The sequence below is a fragment of the Streptomyces sp. NPDC089424 genome (assembly GCF_044749345.1).
Lineage (GTDB): Bacteria > Actinomycetota > Actinomycetes > Streptomycetales > Streptomycetaceae > Streptomyces.
In genome coordinates this window covers 1,061,144-1,080,773 of sequence record NZ_JBIVHU010000002.1, presented here as the reverse complement: position 1 = coordinate 1,080,773, position 19,630 = coordinate 1,061,144, and the positions used below count along the sequence as shown (strand labels likewise).

At 73.1% G+C, this 19,630-nt stretch carries 17 protein-coding genes; 12 read left to right on the top strand and 5 right to left on the bottom strand.

Annotated features, from left to right (window positions below):
- Positions 1–34: 34 nt before the first annotated feature.
- Positions 35–1,567: an acyl-CoA synthetase gene (locus tag ACIP2X_RS12455; protein ID WP_401671081.1), complete on the top strand. Its 1,533-nt coding sequence runs from the start codon at positions 35–37 to the stop codon at positions 1,565–1,567.
- On the opposite strand, the gene paaK is transcribed toward ACIP2X_RS12455, so the two are convergent.
- Positions 1,536–2,831, bottom strand: coding sequence for a phenylacetate--CoA ligase PaaK (gene paaK / locus ACIP2X_RS12450; RefSeq protein WP_401671079.1), 1,296 nt, complete (start codon positions 2,829–2,831; stop codon positions 1,536–1,538). The two genes, ACIP2X_RS12455 and paaK, sit on opposite strands and share 32 nt — an antisense overlap.
- A 170-nt stretch (positions 2,832–3,001) precedes the next feature.
- On the opposite strand from paaK, the gene ACIP2X_RS12445 reads away from it, so the two are divergent.
- Positions 3,002–3,844 (top strand): alpha/beta fold hydrolase, encoded by an 843-nt coding sequence (locus ACIP2X_RS12445; protein ID WP_401671076.1) that lies wholly within the window; start codon positions 3,002–3,004, stop codon positions 3,842–3,844.
- Here the strand turns inward: ACIP2X_RS12445 and ACIP2X_RS12440 are convergent.
- Positions 3,841–5,448, bottom strand: coding sequence for an acyl-CoA synthetase (locus ACIP2X_RS12440; RefSeq protein ID WP_401671073.1), 1,608 nt, complete (start codon positions 5,446–5,448; stop codon positions 3,841–3,843). The genes ACIP2X_RS12445 and ACIP2X_RS12440 overlap by 4 nt on opposite strands.
- 195 nt (positions 5,449–5,643) lie before the next feature.
- Between ACIP2X_RS12440 and ACIP2X_RS12435 the strand changes: the two genes are divergently transcribed.
- The 8 genes from ACIP2X_RS12435 to ACIP2X_RS12400 all read left to right on the top strand — a co-directional run bounded on the left by ACIP2X_RS12435 (position 5,644) and on the right by ACIP2X_RS12400 (position 12,229).
- Positions 5,644–6,444 carry a crotonase/enoyl-CoA hydratase family protein gene (locus tag ACIP2X_RS12435; RefSeq protein ID WP_401671071.1) on the top strand — a complete coding sequence of 267 codons (801 nt, stop codon included), beginning with the start codon at positions 5,644–5,646 and terminating at the stop codon, positions 6,442–6,444.
- Between the two features lie 17 nt (positions 6,445–6,461).
- On the top strand, positions 6,462–7,403 hold the full coding sequence (locus tag ACIP2X_RS12430; protein ID WP_401671068.1) for a Zn-ribbon domain-containing OB-fold protein: 942 nt from the start codon (positions 6,462–6,464) through the stop codon (positions 7,401–7,403).
- The gene (locus ACIP2X_RS12425) at positions 7,400–8,449 is read left to right on the top strand and encodes a thiolase domain-containing protein (protein WP_401671066.1); all 1,050 of its coding nucleotides are present in this window, start codon (positions 7,400–7,402) and stop codon (positions 8,447–8,449) included. The genes ACIP2X_RS12430 and ACIP2X_RS12425 overlap by 4 nt, the downstream gene beginning before the upstream one ends.
- Complete coding sequence (locus tag ACIP2X_RS12420) at positions 8,446–9,612, top strand: thiolase domain-containing protein (RefSeq protein ID WP_401671063.1); 1,167 nt, start codon at positions 8,446–8,448, stop codon at positions 9,610–9,612. Before ACIP2X_RS12425 ends, ACIP2X_RS12420 begins: the two co-directional genes overlap by 4 nt.
- 81 nt (positions 9,613–9,693) lie before the next feature.
- Positions 9,694–9,936, top strand: a complete 243-nt coding sequence (locus ACIP2X_RS12415; protein WP_401671060.1) for a DUF397 domain-containing protein — start codon at positions 9,694–9,696, stop codon at positions 9,934–9,936.
- Between the two features lie 150 nt (positions 9,937–10,086).
- Positions 10,087–10,983: a universal stress protein gene (locus ACIP2X_RS12410; RefSeq protein ID WP_401671058.1), complete on the top strand. Its 897-nt coding sequence runs from the start codon at positions 10,087–10,089 to the stop codon at positions 10,981–10,983.
- Positions 10,984–11,027: 44 nt separating this feature from the next.
- Positions 11,028–11,627, top strand: coding sequence for an ABATE domain-containing protein (locus tag ACIP2X_RS12405; RefSeq protein ID WP_401671056.1), 600 nt, complete (start codon positions 11,028–11,030; stop codon positions 11,625–11,627).
- A gap of 104 nt (positions 11,628–11,731) precedes the next feature.
- On the top strand, positions 11,732–12,229 hold the full coding sequence (locus ACIP2X_RS12400; RefSeq protein WP_401671053.1) for a hypothetical protein: 498 nt from the start codon (positions 11,732–11,734) through the stop codon (positions 12,227–12,229).
- A gap of 4 nt (positions 12,230–12,233) precedes the next feature.
- Here ACIP2X_RS12400 and ACIP2X_RS12395 read toward each other — a convergent pair whose 3' ends face one another.
- On the bottom strand, positions 12,234–14,207 hold the full coding sequence (locus tag ACIP2X_RS12395) for an N-acetylmuramoyl-L-alanine amidase (protein ID WP_401671050.1): 1,974 nt from the start codon (positions 14,205–14,207) through the stop codon (positions 12,234–12,236).
- Between the two features lie 262 nt (positions 14,208–14,469).
- A complete protein-coding gene (locus ACIP2X_RS12390; RefSeq protein ID WP_401671048.1) occupies positions 14,470–15,651 on the bottom strand; it encodes an aminoglycoside phosphotransferase family protein in 1,182 nt (393 codons plus the stop codon).
- Between the two features lie 245 nt (positions 15,652–15,896).
- On the opposite strand from ACIP2X_RS12390, the gene ACIP2X_RS12385 reads away from it, so the two are divergent.
- Entirely contained in the window at positions 15,897–17,387 is a 1,491-nt protein-coding gene (locus ACIP2X_RS12385; RefSeq protein ID WP_401671046.1) for a hypothetical protein, read from the top strand.
- Positions 17,388–17,398: 11 nt separating this feature from the next.
- Here ACIP2X_RS12385 and ACIP2X_RS12380 read toward each other — a convergent pair whose 3' ends face one another.
- Positions 17,399–18,844, bottom strand: coding sequence for a PP2C family protein-serine/threonine phosphatase (locus ACIP2X_RS12380; protein ID WP_401671043.1), 1,446 nt, complete (start codon positions 18,842–18,844; stop codon positions 17,399–17,401).
- 348 nt (positions 18,845–19,192) lie between these two features.
- Between ACIP2X_RS12380 and ACIP2X_RS12375 the strand changes: the two genes are divergently transcribed.
- The gene (locus tag ACIP2X_RS12375) at positions 19,193–19,606 is read left to right on the top strand and encodes an SsgA family sporulation/cell division regulator (RefSeq protein ID WP_401671041.1); all 414 of its coding nucleotides are present in this window, start codon (positions 19,193–19,195) and stop codon (positions 19,604–19,606) included.
- The last annotated feature ends 24 nt before the right edge of the window (positions 19,607–19,630 follow it).

Sequence of the window (19,630 nt, the reverse complement as noted above, 5' to 3'; positions counted from 1 at the left end):
ACCTCTTCCGGACGCGGGCCGAGGATCATCAGTCATGACGCCCGGACACGGCAGCACGGTTGACGGGGTGCTGCGGCGCAGCGCCCGCCGCACCCCGGCGCGCGTCGCGGTCGAGTACCGCGACCGCCGCTGGACGTACGAGGAACTCGACGACGCCGTCTCCCGGGCGGCGGGCGTCCTGCTCGGCGAAGGACTCGCTCCCGGCGACCGGGTCGCCGCCTACGGCCACAACTCCGACGCCTACCTCGTCGGCTTCCTCGCCTGCGCCCGCGCGGGCCTCGTGCACGTGCCGGTCAACCAGAACCTGACCGGCGACGACCTGGCCTACCTTCTGGAGCAGTCGGGCAGCGGGCTGGTGCTCACCGACCCCGGCCTCGCGGACCGCCTCCCTCAGGGCGTACGGAGGCTGCCGCTGCGGGACGCCGACGACTCCCTGCTCGCCCGGCTGCCGTCCACGACGCCCTACGACGGCCCGGAGCCGCGCGCCGAGGACCTGACGCAGCTCCTCTACACCTCGGGCACCACGGCCCTGCCCAAGGGCGCGATGATGACGCACCGCGCGCTGGTGCACGAGTACCTCAGCGCGATCACCGCCCTCGACCTCGGCGCGGGCGACCGGCCGGCGCACGCGCTGCCGCTCTACCACTCGGCGCAGCTGCACGTCTTCCTGCTGCCCTACCTCGCGGTCGGCGCGACGAACGTCATCCTGGACGCGCCGGACGGCGACCGGCTCTTCGACCTGATCGAGGCCGGCCACGTCGACAGCCTGTTCGCGCCGCCCACCGTGTGGATCGGCCTGGCGAACCGCGCCGACTTCGCCACCCGCGACCTGAGCGGGCTGCGCAAGGCGTACTACGGGGCGTCGATCATGCCGGTCCCCGTCCTGGAGCGGCTGCGCGAGCGGTTGCCGGGGCTGGCGTTCTACAACTGCTTCGGCCAGAGCGAGATCGGCCCCCTGGCCACGGTCCTCGGGCCCGGCGAGCACAAGGGGCGGCTGGACTCCTGCGGCCGTACGGTGCTCTTCGTGGACGCCCGGGTCGTCGGCGAGGACGGCCAGGACGCCCCCGACGGCACCCCCGGCGAGATCGTCTACCGCTCCCCGCAGTTGTGCGAGGGCTACTGGGACAAGCCGGAGGAGACCGCCGAGGCCTTCCGGGACGGCTGGTTCCACTCCGGCGACCTCGCGGTCCGGGACGCGGACGGCTACTTCACGATCGTCGACCGGGTGAAGGACGTCATCAACTCCGGGGGTGTCCTGGTCGCCTCACGGCAGGTCGAGGACGCCCTCTACACCCATGAGGCCGTCGCCGAGGTCGCGGTCGTCGGACTGCCCGACGAGAAGTGGATCGAGGCGATCACCGCCGTGGTCGTGCCGCGCGGCGAGGTGACGCAGGAGGAACTGATCGCCCACGCGCGGGAGAAGCTGCCCGCCTTCAAGGCCCCGAAGCGGGTGGTCCTCGTGGACGCCCTGCCCCGCAACGCCAGCGGCAAGATCCTCAAGCGGGAGCTGCGGGACCGGTTCGGCGGCGACCGGGTCAGCGCGGACGCAGATCCACGATCCGCCTGATCTTCCCGACGGACCGCTCCAGGGACTCCGGTTCCACGATCTCGACCGTCACGGACACGCCGATGCCGTCCTTCACGGCCGCCGCGATCGCCCGCGCCGCGTCGTCGCGCGCGCCGGGCGCGGCGTCCGGGCGGGCCTCCGCGCGGACGGTCAGGGCGTCGAGCCGGCCCTCGCGGGTGAGGCGCAGCTGGAAGTGCGGTGCCACCCCCGGGGTGCGCAGCACGATCTCCTCGATCTGGGTGGGGAAGAGGTTCACGCCGCGCAGGATCACCATGTCGTCGCTGCGGCCGGTGATCTTCTCCATCCGGCGGAAGGTGCGGGCCGTGCCCGGGAGCAGCCGGGTCAGGTCCCGGGTGCGGTAGCGGATCACGGGCATAGCCTCCTTGGTGAGGGAGGTGAAGACCAGCTCGCCCCGCTCGCCGTCGGGCAGCACCTCGCCGGTGACGGGGTCGACGATCTCCGGGTAGAAGTGGTCCTCGTGCACATGCAGACCGTCCTTGGTCTCCACGCACTCCTGGGCGACCCCCGGGCCGATCACCTCGGACAGCCCGTATATGTCCACCGCGTCGATCCCGAAGCGTTCCTCGATCTCCCGCCGCATCCCCTCGGTCCAGGGCTCGGCCCCGAAGATGCCCACCCGCAGCGAGGTGCTCCTCGGGTCGACGCCCTGGCGCTCGAACTCGTCGAGCAGCGTGAGCATGTAGGAGGGCGTCACCATGATGACGCGGGGCTTCAGGTCCTGGATCAGCTGGACCTGGCGCGCGGTCATGCCGCCGGAGGCGGGGATCACCGTGCAGCCGAGCCGCTCGGCGCCGTAGTGCGCGCCGAGGCCGCCGGTGAACAGGCCGTACCCGTAGGCCACGTGGACCGTGTCGCCGGGGCGGACGCCGGCCGCGCGCATCGAGCGCGCCACCATGTCGGCCCAGGTCGCCAGGTCGCCGTCGGTGTATCCGACGACCGTCGGGCGGCCCGTGGTGCCGCTCGACGCGTGCAGTCGGCTGATGCGCTCCCGGGGCACGGCGAACATCCCGTACGGGTAGTGCTCGCGCAGGTCGGCCTTGGTGGTGAAGGGGAAGCGGGCCAGGTCGGCAAGGGAGCGGCAGTCGTCCGGGTGGACCCCCGCCTTGTCGAAGGACTCGCGGTGGAAGGGCACGTTGTCGTAGGCGTGCCGCAGTTGCCCCCGCAGCCGGTCCAGCTGCACCGCTCGCAGCTCCTGCGGGGCCAGCCGTTCCCCCGCGTCCAGCAGGTCCGTCCTGTCCGCCATGGGACCTCTCCTTACCAACCGCAGCAATTCGGGCGACCGATCATTCGGTCGAGGTGTTGTGGATCAGTTATCCAGTCCTTGAGGGCCGAAGGCAAGGCCCCGGCCCGCACTTTCTGCGGCGGCCGGAAGTCTGTTGCGCGGGCTGCCTCCGGGCGCCGAGGATGACCGCCATGCCCTCCTTCCTCGCCCCCGACGGGACCCGCCTCGCCTACCATTCGTGCGGCGTCGGCGATCCCGTGGTCGTTCTGCCCGGCGGCCCCATGCGGCACTCCGGCTACCTCGGTGACCTCGGCGGTCTCTCCGCCCACCGCCGGCTGATCATGCTCGACCTGCGGGGCACCGGCGCCTCGCAGAAACCGGCCGACCCGGCGACGTATCGCTGCGACCACCTGGTCGGCGACGTGGAGGCGCTGCGGGTCCATCTGGGCCTGGAGCGGATCGACCTGCTCGGCCACTCGGCGGGCGGCAGCCTCGCCATGCTGTACGCCGCCCGCCATCCCGGGCGGGTGGCGCGGCTCGCGCTGATAACGGCCACCCCGTGGGCGCTGGACATGCCGGCGACGACCGAGGACCGGCTGGCCGCCGCGCGGCTGCGCGCGGACGAGCCGTGGTTCGCCGAGGCCTTCCCGGCCTTCGAGAAGTGGCTGCGGCACGGCGGGGACTTCGACCCGAGGTTCATCCCGTTCTTCTACGGGCGCTGGGACGAGGCGGTCGCCGCGCACGCCGCGCGCGACGAGGACGAGAGCAACGAGGAGGCCGCGCAGCGGTACGGCTCCGAGGGCGCCTTCGACCCGCCCGCGACCCGTGCGGCGCTGGCCGCGCTGACCGCTCCGGTCCTCGTGTACGCCGGTGAACTCGACGGCGGCCCCCGGCCCGGCCTCGCCCACCGCACGGCCGAGGTCTTCCCGCACGCCGAGGTGGCCGTCCAGCCGGGCGCGGGGCACTACCCGTGGGTCGACGACCCGCAGTGGTTCACCCACCGCACCGCCCGCTTCTTCGCCACCGACCTCTAGGGCCTGTCGGCCGCCGCCGCCACCTCGCGTGCCCAGCGGTAGTCCGCCTTGCCGCTGGGGGAGCGGCGGATGCTGTCCGTGACGATCAGCTGGCGGGGGATCTTGTATCCGGCGAGGCGGTCGCGGCAGTGGGTCCGGATGTCGGCCAGGGTGGGCTCGGGTGCCCCCTCGCGCAGTTGGACGACCGCCGCGACATGGCTGCCCCACTTCGGGTCCGGCACGCCGGCCACCAGGGCGTCGTAGACGTCGGGATGGGACTTGAGGGCCTGTTCCACCTCCTCCGGGTACACCTTCTCGCCGCCCGTGTTGATGCACTGCGACCCCCGGCCGAGGACCGTGACCACGCCCTCCTCGTCGACGGTGGCCATGTCGCCGAGCAGCACCCACCGCTCCCCGTCCTTCTCGAAGAAGGTCTCCGCGGTCTTGGCCGGGTCGTTGTAGTAGCCGAGCGGCACGTGGCCGCACTGGGCGACCCTGCCCACCTCGCCCGCGGCCACCCCCTCGCGCGTTGCCGGATCGACCACCCGGGTACGGGAGTTGACCCGGATGCGAAAGCCCCGTTCGGGCCCGGAGTCGTCCGTCGCCGTGCCGTTGAAGCCGGACTCGGAGGAGCCGAAGTTGTTCAGCAGCATCACGTGCGGCACCAGCGCCAGGAACTGCTGCCGGACCGTCTCCGACATGATCGCGCCGGACGACGACACGCTGAACAGGGCGGAGCAGTCGGTGCCCTTGAGGGGGCCGGAGAGGGCGTCGATCAGCGGGCGCAGCATGGCGTCGCCGACCAGGGAGACACTGGTGACCCTCTCCCTCTCGATGGTCCGCAGCACCTCCTCGGGCACGAACTTGCGGTGCAGCACCACCCGCTGGCCGAAGCCGAAGCCGATGAACGCCGTCAGCGTGGACGTGCCGTGCATCAGCGGGGGAGTCGGGAAGAACGTGATCCCCGAGCCGCCCGCCGCGACCCGCTCGGCCAGCTCCTGCGGCGCCTTGACCGGCTCGCCCGTCGGCGCCCCGCCGCCGAGGCCCGAGAAGAACAGATCCTCCTGACGCCACATCACCCCCTTCGGCATCCCCGTCGTGCCGCCGGTGTAGATGATGAACTGGTCGTCCCCGGAGCGCGCCGGGAACCCGCGCTCCGGCGAACCGCCGTTCTCGGCCCGCGTGAAGGGCACCCCGAGCGGACCCCCGCCTCCCACCCGCAGCAGATGGCGCACCTTCGGCGCCCTGGGCAGTGCCGCCGCCACCCGGTCCGTGAACTCCGCGTCGAAGACCAGGGCCACCAGATCGGCGTCCCGGTAGAGATAGACCAGTTCCTCCTCGACGTAGCGGTAGTTGACGTTCACCGGCACGATCCGCGCCTTGAGGCAGCCGAGCACGGTCTGGAGGTACTCCACGCCGTTGTAGAGATGCAGTCCGAGGTGCTCGCCGGGGCGGACGCCGCTCTCCAGCAGGTGGTGACCGATCCGGTTGGCGGCCGCGTCGAGCTCGGCGTACGTCAGCCGGCGCTCCGCGCCCGTGCCGGGGTGGTCGAGGTACACCAGCGCCTCGCGGTCCGGCACCACGTCCACGACCGACTCGAACAGGTCGGCAAGGTTGTACTCCACCGCTCCTCCTGACCTCGCTGCCCCTCGGTTGCCGGTCATCAGAGCAAAGGGCGGCACAAGTGTGAAGGGTCCGCGCGACAGAAATCTGACTGACTGTCAGAAAACTCTTGAAGCCCCGACGCGCCTGCTGCAACCTGTTCTCGTTCCGGCGTACGAGCCCGAGGCCGGCAGGACGGGACGACGGGGAGGACGATCATGGGTGGCACCGAACACCTCACCGTGCAGCGCGAAGGCGCCACACTGGTGCTCACGCTCAACCGGCCCGAGGCCAGGAACGCGCTGTCGCTGCCGATGCTCGTCGGCCTCCACGACGGCTGGGCCGAGGCCGACGAGGACGACGCGGTCCGCTCGATCGTGCTGACCGGGGCGGGCGGCGCCTTCTGCGCGGGGATGGACCTCAAGGCCCTGGCGGGCAAGGCCATGGCGGGCGAGCAGTACCGGGACCGGCTCAAGGCCGACCCCGATCTGCATTGGAAGGCCATGCTGCGCCACCACCGGCCCCGCAAGCCGGTGATCGCCGCCGTCGAGGGCCCCTGCGTCGCGGGCGGCACCGAGATCCTCCAGGGCACCGACATCCGGGTGGCGGGCGAGTCCGCGACCTTCGGCCTCTTCGAGGTCCGGCGCGGGCTCTTCCCGATCGGCGGCTCCACGGTCCGGCTGCCCCGCCAGATCCCCCGCACCCACGCCCTGGAGATGCTGCTCACGGGGCGGCCCTACGGCGCCCGCGAGGCCGCCGGCATCGGCCTCGTCGGCCACGTCGTCCCCGACGGCACCGCGCTCGCCAAGGCCCTGGAGATCGCCGAACAGATCAACGCCTGCGGTCCGCTGGCCGTCGAGGCCGTCAAGGCGTCGGTGTACGAGAGCGCCGACATGACGGAGACCGACGGCCTGGCCGCCGAACTCCGGCGCGGCTGGCCCGTCTTCGACACCGCCGACGCCAAGGAGGGCGCCCGCGCGTTCGCCGAGAAACGCCCGCCCCACTACAAGCGCGCCTGACGTCGAAGGAGCCCGGCATGCCCGAAGTCCTCAAAGCCCCCCTGGTCGTCGAGTTCCCGTTCACCCGCTCCCTCGGCCCCGTCCAGAGCGCCTTCCTGACCGGCCTGCGTGAACGCGTCGTCCTCGGCGTGCGCACCGAGGACGGGCGCACCCTCGTCCCACCCGTCGAGTACGACCCCGTCACGGCCGAGGAGCTGCGCGAGCTCGTCGAAGTGGCCCCCACCGGCACGGTCACCACCTGGGCCTGGAACCCGGCCCCTCGCCGCGGCCAGCCCCTCGACACCGCCTTCGCCTGGGCCCTGGTCCGACTGGACGGCGCCGACACGGCCCTGCTGCACGCCCTCGACGCGCCCGGCCCCGACGCCGTCCGCACCGGCATGCGGGTCCGCGTCCGCTGGGCCGGGGAACGCACCGGCGCCATCACCGACATCGCCTGCTTCGAGCCGTACGACGGCGAGGCCGAGCGGCCGGGCGGCCGCACCGGCGAGTTCCAGGACCCGGTCACCGGCATCGTGGCCCACGCCCGGCTGGACTACAGCTACAGCCCGGGGCGGGCCCAGTCCGCCTACATCAGGGCGCTCTCCGACCGGCGGACCGTCGGCGAACGCTGCCCGTCCTGCCGCAAGGTGTACGTGCCGCCCCGCGGCGCCTGCCCCACCTGCGGCGTCGCCACCGCCGAACAGGTCGAGGTCGGCCCCCGCGGCACGGTCACCACGTTCTGCGTCGTCAACATCAAGGCCAAGAACCTGGACATCGAAGTCCCCTACGTCTACGCCCACATCGCCCTCGACGGCGCCGACCTCGCCCTGCACGCGCGCATCGGCGGCATCCCCTACGACCAGGTCCGGATGGGCCTGCGGGTCGAACCCGTGTGGACCGAGGACGCCCGCTACCCCGACCACTACCGGCCGACCGGCGAGCCGGACGCGGACTACGACGCCTACAAGGAGCTGTTGTGACCCGAGAGATCGCCGTGGTCGCGTTCGCGCAGACCGTCCACCGGCGCACCAGCGACGAGTTCTCCGAGGTCGAGATGGTCATGCCGGTCCTGCACGAGGTGCTGGACCGCACCGGCCTGAAGGCCGCGGACATCGGCTTCACCTGCTCCGGCTCCAGCGACTACCTCGCCGGCCGCGCCTTCTCCTTCACGCTCGCCCTGGACGGCGTGGGCGCCTGGCCGCCGATCTCCGAGTCGCACGTCGAGATGGACGGCGCCTGGGCGCTGTACGAGGCCTGGACCAAACTGCTCACCGGCGAGACGGACACCGCCCTCGTCTACGCGTACGGCAAGTCCTCGCCCGGAGCGGTGCGCGACGTCCTCACCCGCCAGCTCGACCCGTACTACCTCGCCCCGCTCTGGCCCGACTCCGTCGCCCTCGCCGCCCTCCAGGCCCAGGCGCTCATCGACGCCGGCGAGACCGACGAGCCCGCCCTCGCGGCCGTGGCCGCCCGCAACCGCGCCGCGGCCGCGGACAACCCCCACGCCCAGCTGCGCGGCCCGGTGCCGCACGGCGACCACGTCGTACGGCCGCTGCGCACCGGTGATTGCCCGCCCGTCGGCGACGGCGCCGCCGCCGTGATCCTCGCCGCGGGTCGGCGCGCCCGCGAGCTGTGCGCGCGCCCCGCCTGGATCCGCGGCATCGACCACCGCATCGAGGCACACGGCCTCGGCGTCCGCGACCTCACCGACTCGCCCTCCACCCGCCTGGCCGCCGAGCGTGCCGGCGCCTTCGAACAGCCCGTCGACACCGCCGAGCTGCACGCGCCCTTCACCTCGCAGGAGATCGTCCTGCGCAAGGCGCTGCGGCTCGGCGACGACGTGGCCGTCAACCCGTCCGGCGGCGCCCTCGCCGCCCACCCGATCATGGCCGCCGGCCTGATCCGCGTCGGCGAGGCGGCCGCCCGCATCCGCCGGGGCGACTCCCGGCGGGCCCTCGCACACGCCACGTCCGGCCCCTGCCTCCAGCAGAACCTGGTCGCCGTCCTCGAAGGGGATCCCCGATGAGCAAGGAGCCCGTGGCCGTCACAGGCGTCGGCCAGACCAAGCACGTGGCGGCGCGCCGGGACGTCTCCCTCGCCGGACTGGTCCGGGAGGCGGCCCGTGCGGCCCTCGACGACGCCGAGCTGACCTGGGCCGACGTCGACGCCGTGGTCATCGGCAAGGCGCCCGACTTCTTCGAGGGCGTCATGATGCCGGAGCTGTACCTGGCGGACGCGCTGGGCGCCGTCGGCAAGCCGATGCTGCGCGTGCACACCGCCGGGTCGGTCGGCGGCTCCACCGCCCTCGTCGCGGCCCAGCTCGTGGCCGCCCGCGTCCACACCACCGTCCTCACCCTGGCCTTCGAAAAGCAGTCCGAGTCCAACGCCATGTGGGGACTGTCCCTGCCGATCCCGTTCCAGCAGCCGCTGCTCGCCGGGGCGGGCGGCTTCTTCGCCCCGCACGTGCGCGCGTACATGCGGCGCAGCGGCGCGCCCGACACGATCGGCTCGCTCGTGGCGTACAAGGACCGGCGCAACGCCCTGAGGAATCCCTACGCCCACCTCCACGAGCGGGACATCACCCTGGAGAAGGTCCAGGCCTCGCCGATGCTCTGGGACCCGATCCGCTACTCCGAGACCTGCCCGTCCTCGGACGGCGCCTGCGCCATGATCCTCACCGACCGTGCGGGAGCCGCCCGCGCGCCCCGGCCGCCCGCCTGGATGCTCGGCGGCGCGATGCGCAGCGAGCCCACCCTCTTCGCCGGGAAGGACTTCGTCTCCCCCCGTGCCGGGCAGGACTGCGCCGCCGACGTCTACCGGCAGGCCGGCATCGCCGATCCCCGCCGGGACATCGACGCCGCCGAGATCTACGTGCCGTTCTCCTGGTACGAGCCCATGTGGCTGGAGAACCTCGGCTTCGCCGCCGAGGGCGAGGGCTGGAAGCTCACCGAGTCCGGCGTGACCGAACTGGACGGCGACCTGCCGGTCAACATGTCCGGCGGCGTGCTGTCCACCAACCCCATCGGCGCCTCCGGGATGATCCGGTTCGCGGAGGCCGCCCTCCAGGTGCGCGGGCTGGCGGGCGACCACCAGGTCGACGGCGCGCGCAAGGTGCTCGGCCACGCCTACGGGGGCGGCTCCCAGTTCTTCTCCATGTGGCTGGTGGGAGCGCAGCCACCGGACGCCTGAAAGGTCCCCCTCACGTGGCCTGTCGGCTCCCGGGGCCGATCGCTAGGCTGGCCGCGGACGACGAGTCGGGAGGAGCAGGACGTGGCCGAGACCACCATCCAGCAGCAGCCGCTCAAGGGCTGGGACAAGCCGGAACTGGACCTGAGCAACGCCGAGTGGCAGTCCAGCAGCCGGGGCCGGGGGGATGTCCAGATCGCGTTTGTCGAGGGTTTCATCGCCATGCGCAACAGCGGCCGCCCGGAGAGCCCCTCCCTGATCTTCACCCCCGCCGAGTGGGGCGCGTTCGTGTCGGGCGCCCGGGAGGGCGAGTTCGACCTGACCTGAGCCCCCAGGCTGAGCCGGCGACCCGACCGGTGCGCGAGGTGTTCCGCCCGATTTTCCGGACACGCGATCCCCGGAGGCATCCCGGGGCCCGGGCCTGAGCGAGGCTGGCCCCGGGAAGTGGCGGGTCGCCACTCCGGAGGTGAGGAACCCATGAGCACCCTGCCGGTCATCGCGGCGTTCGACGGTTCGGACGACAGCCTGCGCGCCCTGGACTGGGCCCTCGACGCCGCGCGCGGACGCGGTGCCCCGCTGCGGGTGGTGCACGTGCGGCAGTACGCCGCCCGGATGCCCGCCGACGCAGAGGTCGTCCGGCTGCCGGAACCCGAGGACGACCCGGTGCTCGCCCGGGCCCGCGCCCATGTGGCCGGCGCGCCGGACGTGGAGTACGCGGGGCCCGAGGGCACCCCGTCCACCGTCCTGCCCGAACTGGGCACCGACGCCCTGCTGTTGGTGCTCGGCTCGCGGGGCCGCGGCGGCTTCGCGAGTCTGCTGCTCGGCTCCAACGGCCTCGCCGCGGCCCGGGACGCCGCCTGCCCGGTCGTCGTGGTGCCCCGGCCCGGCCGGGACGTCGCCGACGCCCCGCCGCAGGAACCAGGGCCCCGGGTGGTCGTCGGGCTGAACGTCGACGCCCCGGACGACGCCACACTCACCTTCGCCTTCGAGGAGGCCGCCCGGCGCGCGGCCCGCCTCCAGGTGGTCGCCGCCTACCCCTGGCCGCTCCAGCTCTGGGCCGGCGCGGCGGGCGAACTGCTGCCGACCGGGATCGACCAGGACGCCGTCGAGAGCGAGACACGCACCCTGGCCGAGGGCTTCCTCGCCCCCTACCGCAGACGCCACCCCGGCGTCCGGGCGCAGCCGCTGGTGACGCCGGGCGACGCCGCCGCCCAGCTCGTCGCGCACGCGCAGGGCGCCGACCTGGTCGTCGTGGGCCGGCACCGCCGCCGGCTGCTCGCTCCGGCCCGCATGATGGGCTCCGTCACCCACGCCGTGCTGCTGCACGCCGCGAGCCCCGTGGCCGTGGTGCCGCCCGCGCCGCCGGAGGAATAGCCGCACCGCGCGCTAATGGCCACCGTGGCTCCTATCATTAGCCCATGCAGGACCCGACCAGCCGGGCCGCCCGGCTCGCGCTCGATCTCGCCCTGACCATCCGGCACGACGGGCACGGCGGCGTCGCCGACGACCTGACCGGCACCGACGGCCTCACCGCCTGGGTGCGCGCCCACCCCGACGTCGTCCCGGACGCGGCCGCCTACACCGCCGACGCCGCGACCCTGACCGCCGTCCGCGAGCTGCGCTCCGCCCTCCGGGCCCTGTTCGCCCGCGCCGTGCGCCCCGCCGCACCGAGCCCCGCCGACGCGACCCGTCTGCTGCCCGTCACCGAGGCCCTGGCCCGGCTGAACGCCGCCGCCGCCCGCACCCCCACCGTCCCGGTCCTGCTCTGGCCCGACGACGCCGGACCCGTCGTGCGCCACCACCCCGCACACGGCGAGATCGAGCCGGCCGCGCTGCTCGCGCAGGCCGCGGTCGCCTTCCTCGCCGGCCCCGACCGGCAGCGGCTGCGCGCCTGCCACGCGCCGCGCTGCGTGCGCTACTTCCTGAAGGAACACCCGCGTCAGGAGTGGTGCGAGCCGTCCTGCGGCAACCGCGCCCGGGTCGCCCGCCACCACGAACGGCACAAGCGGCCCGCGTAGCCGCTCCGCGGCCGTGCCACGGCGCGCCGCGGCCGATCGCGCGGTTCCTCGCGCCCTCCAGGACACGGCGGCGCCGACGACCTGCGGGCACGTACCATGGCCGCATGTCGTTCCTCCGCCGCCGCAGCGCCACCCCCGCCGGGCCCGACTTCGACGTGCTGGCCATGGACCCGGGCGACTGGCCCGGCAACCTGGGCGCCGGCCTGCTGCCCGCCCCCGACGGCTCGTGCCAGGGCGTCTTCCTGCGCTACGACCTCTTCGGCGGCCGCGGCCCCGCGATGATCATCGGGAACCTCCCCGAGGGCTCCCCGGCCCGCGAGGTCGTCGAGGGCCAGGTCCCGTTCGAGGTGGCCCAGCTGCTGCTGGCCCTGGAGAACGACGAGGAGGTCACCGTCGCCGGCACCGAGGACGTGCCGGTGATGCAGGGCGACAACCTCCTCATCGTGCGTCGGCTGAAGCTCTCCGAGAGCCGGATCTCCTGCGTGCAGTTCGACCGCAGCGACAACGTCCTCGTCACCATCGCCGCCTGGGACCGCCCCATCACCGACGACCTGTACGCCCTGCTGAAGCCGCTCCCGGCGGAGCTTTTCCAGCAGGGCTGAGGCGCTACGACGACAGCTTCACGTCGGCCGCCCGGACGAACGCGACCCGGTGGCCGAACTGGATCTCGTAGTACATGTCCTTGCCCCTGACCACCTGGTGCCTGTCGGTGGCGAAGGTGACCGCGTAGTAGTACTCGCCGGGCACCTTGTCACCGACCACGTACCGCTGCCCCGCGAGCAGCTTGTACGGCAACGGGGACACCGCCTGGACGGGCACTCCCGCCGGGTACGCGGACGCCTCCGGGTAGGCACGGCCGTACACCGGCACGCTGTCCAGCCCGCTCCTCGGCGTGACGGCCAGGCCCTTGGCGGGCACCGCCGTCGGAGCCTTCACCGGGTTGCGGAACCACGCCTTCTGACCGAGGTACCAGATCGCCGTCCACTCGCCCTCTCGTCCGGCCACCGCGTACTGCTGTCCGGTGGAGACCCGTGAGCCGAGGTCGTTGACGCCGGTCGTCGAGTCGCCGCCGCCCGGCCGCAGACCGATGTCCTTGATCAGCGGATAGGTCTCGCCCGGCCCCGAGTACAGCCGTACCGCGCTCGAACCGTGCGTCGCGCACGGCTCGCCCGCCGTGGCGCAGCCCGTGTACACCGGCCGGTTCGTGGCGTAGTCCGGCAGGATCGTCACCATGCCGCCGCCCGGGCGGGCGGTGGGGCCGAAGGGGCGGCCGAGCAGGTGGAAGTAGTGCCGCCAGTCCCAGTAGGGGCCGGGGTCCGTGTGCATGCCGGGGATCGTCGCCGTGGTGGTGCCGGGCACGGTGTCGTGGCCGAGGATGTGCTGCCGGTCCAGCGGGATGTCGTACTTCTTGGCGAGGTACTTCACCAGCCGGGCCGACGAACGGTACATCGCCTCCGTGTACCAGGCGTCCGGCGAGGTCAGAAAGCCCTCGTGCTCCAGCCCGACCGACTTGGCGTTCACGTACCAGTTGCCCGCGTGCCAGGCCACGTCCTTCGCCTTGACGTGCTGCGCGATGTGGCCGTCCGTGGAGCGCAGCGAGTAGTTCCAGGACACGTAGGTCGGGTCCTGCACCATGTCGAGGACACCCTCCCAGGCGCCCTCCGTGTCGTGCACCACGATGTAGTCGATGTCCTGCGAGGCCGGACGGTCGCCCAGGTCGTGGTTGCCGTAGTCGCCCTCGCCGAACTCCTCGTACGGTGCCGGGATCCACTCGCAGGAGACGGTCGCGGGGCATTCGGTGCCCTCGGTGGTCGCCGTGCGCAGACCCGCCCCGCGCAACGGCGCGGTGTCGGGGGCGAGTCCGGGCTGCGCGGCCAGGCCGACCCGCTGCCCGGCGTCCGTGCGCCGTTGCAGACCGGCGCGGAGCACGTCGTACACGTCGTCCGCGTACCTCGCCGCCGTCGCCGTGTCGTCGGCGCCCGAGAAGCGCGCCACCGCCCCGTACCAGTTGGCCGGGTCGTCGCTCAGCGGCTCGCCGAGCTCCCGCTGCGCGGCGGCCAGCAGCGCCGCGCCGCCCGCCACGTTGGCCGCCGGGTCGGTGCGCAGGTCCTCGGCGCTGATACCGGTCAGCTCGGCGGCCCGCGTCAGGGTCCGCAGACGGGCCGGGAGTTCGGCTTCCTTCGGCAGCTTCGCGTCGGGGAGCAGTGCCGGGCGGGCGTCGTCCCCGCGCGGGTCCTCCGAGCCCTCGCTGTGATGCGGCGCGGTGGCCAGCGCCGTACGGGCGTCGGTGAGGTGCATCGGGCCGTAGCCGCCGGACACGCTGGGCGCACCGGCGTGCGCGTCCCAGCGGGACTGGAGGTAGGAGACACCGAGCAGCACGCTCTGCGGCACGTCGTACGCGGCGGCGGCCCGCTCGAACGCCTGCTGCAACCGGCCGTCCGCGCTGTCGTCGGGGCCGGCGTCGGACGGGGCCGCGCCGAGCAGCGGCAGCAGGAGCGCCGCGGCGGCAACGGCGCCGGCGCCGCGGCGCGGCCGTCGCTTCCCGGCCGCTCGTCGGGGGTCGGTGGCGAATCCTCGCAAAGCAGCCTCCTGGGACGGTTGAGCGCGATGAGCCGTGCGGGGCCGGGCGTGACAGTGGTACCGGCTCTCCGACGATCCGTCAATCATGCGTCCAGGAAGGCGATTTCCCCGGTCAGCGCGGGGTGGGGGGAGTTTCGCGGCGGCGGCCGACCGGCCTGCGCGGCGTCAGTGGAATACACCAATGGGGCCTGTCCGGGCCCCGGCACGACGAAGGTCCGCGGTGCGCCGCTGTCCCGGGCGCACCGCGGACCGTCATCCCCCTTCAGCGAGTGCCGACCGCCGCGCGCACGGCCCGGCGGGCCAGCTGGCAGTCGTCGTGCAGCCGCCTCAGGAGCAGCCGCTGTTCCTCGCCGGACGGCGCAGCAGCCGGGTGGGCCGTTCCCGGTGCCGCGGGGGTCATGTCGTGCATCGAACGCTGCACGGCCGTCTCGTACGTACGGATCTCGCGTGTCAGTACGAGCATCAGATTGACCAGGAACGCGTCTCGCGAGGCCGGCCCCGCGGACTGGGCGATCTGGCTGATGTGCCGCCGCGCGCCCGGCGCGTCGCCGAGCACCGCCCACAGGGTGGCCAGGTCGTACCCCGGCAGGTACCAGCCGGCGTGCTCCCAGTCCACCAGCACCGGTCCCGCCGGTGAGAGCAGGACGTTGGACAGCAGGGCGTCGCCGTGACAGAACTGGCCCATGCCCTGCCGGCCCGCGGCGAGCGCGATGCCGTGCAGCAGCTTCTGCAGGTCGCCCAGGTCCCGGTCGGTGAGCAGACCGAGCTCGTGGTAGCGGGAGATGCGGGCCGCGTAGTCCAGCGGCGCGTCGAACGTGCCGGCGGGGGGCCGCCAGGCGTTCAGCCGGCAGATCGCGCTCAGCGCCTGCCGGATGTCCGCGCGCGGCGGTGCCTCCGCCGGGTGCCGCTGGAGGGCCGCGGCCCGTCCCGGCATCCGCTCGATGACCAGGGTGCAGTTGTCCGGGTCCGCCGCGATCAACCGGGGCGCGCGCACGGGCGGGCGGTGCCGGACGAACGAGCGGTATGCCGCTATTTCGTGGCGGATCCGCTCGGCCCACGCCGGCGACTGGTCGACTAAACACTTGGCGACGGCCGTACTGCGTCCGGTGGTGCCGACCAGCAGCACGGACCGGCCGCTGCGCCTCAGTACCTGCACCGGGGCGAACTCCGGGCAGATCCGGTGCACCGACGCGATCGCCGTGCGCAGCTGGGCGCCCTGGGGGCCGGACAGGTCGAGTCTGCCGCTGAGCGGTGGGGTGCCGAGCCCCGCGGGGCGTCGCGACCGGCCCGCGCCGAGCACGGGGGCCGTCGGGCGCGGGGGGGCGAGGTAGGGGCCGCCGCCGCCCGGCAGGGGGGGCTCTCCCGGCCTCGAGGAGGCGGGAGCCGCGGGGCGCGGGCGCAGCGGCCGGGGCGGGGCGGACACGGAGGACGATGCTGTGTACATGGGCGAAACAGATCCCTTCGTGTGCCTGCGAAGTCGTCGCACCACCCGCCCCGACCGCCCGGGTGCACCCTGGGGAATGCACCAGCCGTATCAAGCAGGCGACCGGGTTGGGGTGGCGCATTCCTACCTGACACCCGATGTCCCGTGGCACACCATCTGGCGCACCCTGGCGAACCCTGGCGAATAGTCGCCCGGCAACTCGCCCCGGGCTACTGTCAACTCAGCCGAGTACCTGGGGGCTTGACGTGAGCGGACAACCCAACACCCGCCTGGCGGACCTGTTCGGCCTGGCCGGCTGGTCCAAGGGAGAGCTCGCGAGGCTGGTCAACAAGCAGGCGGCGGCCATGGGCCATCCTCAGCTTGCGACCGACACCTCGCGGGTGCGGCGGTGGATCGACACGGGAGAGATCCCGCGCGATCCGGTGCCGCGGGTGCTGGCGGCTCTGTTCACCGAGCGTCTCGGCCGTGTCGTGACCATGGAGGACCTTGGTCTGGTCCGGCACGGGCGTGCGGGGAAACGGCGGAGCGGCGGGAATGCGGAGCATCCCGACGGTGTGCCGTGGGCGCCCGAACGGACTGCCGCGGTCCTCACCGAATTCACGGGAATGGACCTCATGCTCAACCGACGCGGCTTGGTGGGCGCGGGTGCCGTGCTCGCCGCGGGATCCGCACTCAGCAGCGCCATGTACGACTGGCTGCACACCGATCCGGCCCTGGCGGCCGACGCTCCCCACTTCGACGACCCCCTGCACGCCGACTCCGCCGGGTTCGACCGCTACGAGGCCGCCCCCATCGGGTCGCAGGAGATCGAGGAACTGGAGCGCTCGGTCGAAGTGTTCCGTGCCTGGGACGCGGCCCGCGGTGGCGGGCTCCAGCGCAAGGCGGTCGTGGGCCAGCTCAACGAGGTGGGCGGCATGCTCGCCTACCGTCACCCACCCCATCTGCAACGGCGCCTGTGGGGCGTCGCGGCCAACCTCGCCGTCCTCGCGGGCTGGATGTCGCACGACGTCGGCCTGGAGCCCACGGCCCAGAAGTACTTCGTCATCGCCGCCCATGCCGCGAGAGAGGGCGGCGACCGGCCCCGGGCCGGGGAGGCGCTCTCCCGGGCGGCCCGCCAGATGGTGCATCTGGGCCGGCCGGACGACGCCCTCGACCTGATGAAGCTCGCCTCGTCCGGCTCGGGGGAGGAGGTGCTGCCGCGTACCCAGGCGATGTTCCACACCGTCGAGGCCTGGGCGCAGGCGTCCATGGGCAAGGGGCAGGCGATGCGCCGCACCCTCGGGCAGGCGGAGGACCTGTTCGTCTCCGACAAGGGGGATGTGCCCCCGCCCAGTTGGATGCAGCTGTTCAACGAGGCGGATCTGTACGGCATGCAGGCCCTGGCCTACCGCACCCTCGCGGAGCACGAGCCGGGCGCCGCGGCGCACGCCCAGCACTACGCGGACAAGGCGCTGGCCCTGCGGGTCGACGCACAGCAGCGGTCCAAGATCTTCGACTTCCTGTCCATGGCGTCCGCCTGCTTCATCGCGGACGACCCCGAACAGGCGGACCGGTTCGCCCGTCTCGCGCTGATGTCCATGGGGCAGAACTCCTCACGCCGTACCTGGGACCGGCTGCGCCAGATGTACCGGCTCACCGCCCAGTACGCCGAGTACCCGAAGATCCAGCAACTGCGGGAGGAGATCAAGCTCGCCCTGCCCAAGCAGAAGGGGAGGGGCGCCAGCTCGGCGGTGTAGGTACCGCTGCCCTATGACGTGAGCTCGGCCGACGTGACCCTGGCGATCAGGACGCATGCGTCGTCCTGCCGATCGGTCGCGCCGAACTCCTCCACGACCATCCGTACGCAGTCCTGTGCGGTCCGGGCCCCGGCGAAGCGCGGGGCAAGGCCGGTGAGGCGCTGCGCCGCGTCCGTCCCGCTGCTCCCGGGCACCAGGCCGTCTGTGTGCAGCAGGACCAGGTCGCCCTCCTCGAGGGTCTCCTCGGCCTCGCCGTAGGCGGCACCCGAGGTCGCGCCGAGCAGGACGCCGTCCGGTGCGTTCCACCTGAGCCCCGTCCCGTTGCGGAACAGCAGCGGGGCGGGGTGTCCTGCCTGCGCCCACACCAGGGTGCGGGTCTCGGGGCGGTAGCGGCAGCAGACGGCGCTGCCCAGGACCGGCTCGACGGTGGTGTCCAGCAGGTGGTTCAGCCACGCCAGCAGTTTGCCGGGCCGGGTGCCCGCCATCGCCATGCCGCGTACCGCGCCGAGCAGCATCGCCATGCCCGACGTCACGGCGACGCCGTGGCCGGTGAGGTCGCCGACGCTCAACAGCGTCTCGCCCTGCGGAAGTTCCATCGCGTCGAACCAGTCGCCGCCGATCGGCTCGCCGGGCGACGCGGGCAGCCGTCGGGCCGCCAGGTCCAGGCTGTACGGGCCCCCGGGGCGCGGGAGCCGCAGGGAGCCGTGCCACGGCGGCAGCACGGTCTCCTGCGGCTCGACCGCCGGCCGGTGCTCGGTGCGTGCGGCGTCCGGCGGGCGCAGGAGCGAGTCACGGGTCTCGCTCACCGCCCGCTGGCTGCGCCGCAGTTCACTGACGTCGCGCAGCACCGCCCACATCGAGGCGGTGCCGCCGTCGGCGCCGAGCACGGGCTCGCCCATCATGTGCACGGTCCGGACCTCGCCGTCCGGCCGTACGATCCGGAACTCGCCGTCGATGCGCTTGGCGTCGACCAGGCAGTCCGTGACCATCGAGGTCAGCTTCGGCCGGTCCGCGTCGAGGACCAGCGAGGGCAGCTCGTCCAGGGTGAGCGGGGGAGCGGCGGCGTCGCGGCCGAGGATCTCGTACAGCTCCCCGGACCAACTGGCGTGGTCCGTGAGCAGGTTCCACTCCGCGCTGCCGACCCGGCTGAGCAACGACTCGCCGCGCGCCGGGGGGACGGCCGCCGGTGGCCGCGCGGCTTCCGGGGTCCCGGTGACGGGGGGCGGGCCGTCGCGCAGCTGTGCCAGATGCTCGTCGAGGTCGTTGAGCTGGTGCAGCGCGAGGTCGTAGAGTGCCCGCTGCCAGCGGTCCCGCGGGTCGGCGTCGTCGGTGCGCGCGTCCCGCCGCACGGCGTCCATGTCGCCCTTGAGCCGTCGCGCCTGCGATATCAGCGCTTCGACCGTGCCGCGTCCTGGCGGTGGGGCGGCTGGGTGGTCCGCAGAGAGATGGGACGGCATGACGCACTCCGATGCGGGGACGGTACGACAAGGCTGGCGGTGGGACCGTTACGACTGTTGCACAGCACGCGACGCCCTGTAAGGGATTCGGCAACACACGATACGGTGGTGCTTCTGGCATATGCCAGCGTCTTCCGGGACTGCTCGCGACGTAGCCGAAGCCTAGGCGCCGGGACGGTCAAGTCGTAGCGCGCGTACGTGAATTGACGGGCTCTCGGCCCTTTCGGGTCGCGCCCAAATGAGTGTTCGTCGCATGGGTGTTCCAAGGTGTACGTGAGAGGGCGCACCGCGCTCGTAAGAGAACCGGCATGGAACCGGCCGCCCTCTCGCCGCAGTGGAGACCGAAGCATGGACATCACCCTCCAGCAGCCCGCCCGCGCCCGGCTGATCACGGCGGAGGAGCGGGAAGTTCCCGTCCCCGTCACCCTTCGCTACGTGTCCGCCGACCCCCTCGCGGTGCACTTCGACTTCCCGCCCGAGTCCTGCCTCGACGGCGAGGCGCTCAGCTGGACCTTCGCGAGAGCCTTGCTTCAGGAGGGGGTGCGGGGACCGGCGGGCAGCGGCGACGTGCACATCTGGCCGTGCGGGAGGGCCCTCACGGTGCTCGAGTTCCACTCGACGAGCGGACTCGCGCTGGTCCAGTTCGACACCTCGGCGCTGCGCCGCTTCCTGCTGCGCACGTACGCGGTCGTGGCGGCCGGCCAGGAGGACGTCGGCGCGGCCGTCGAGCGCGGGCTGAACTCGCTGTTCGACGGGGTCTGACCCGGGCCGCGGGCCGTGCCGCCC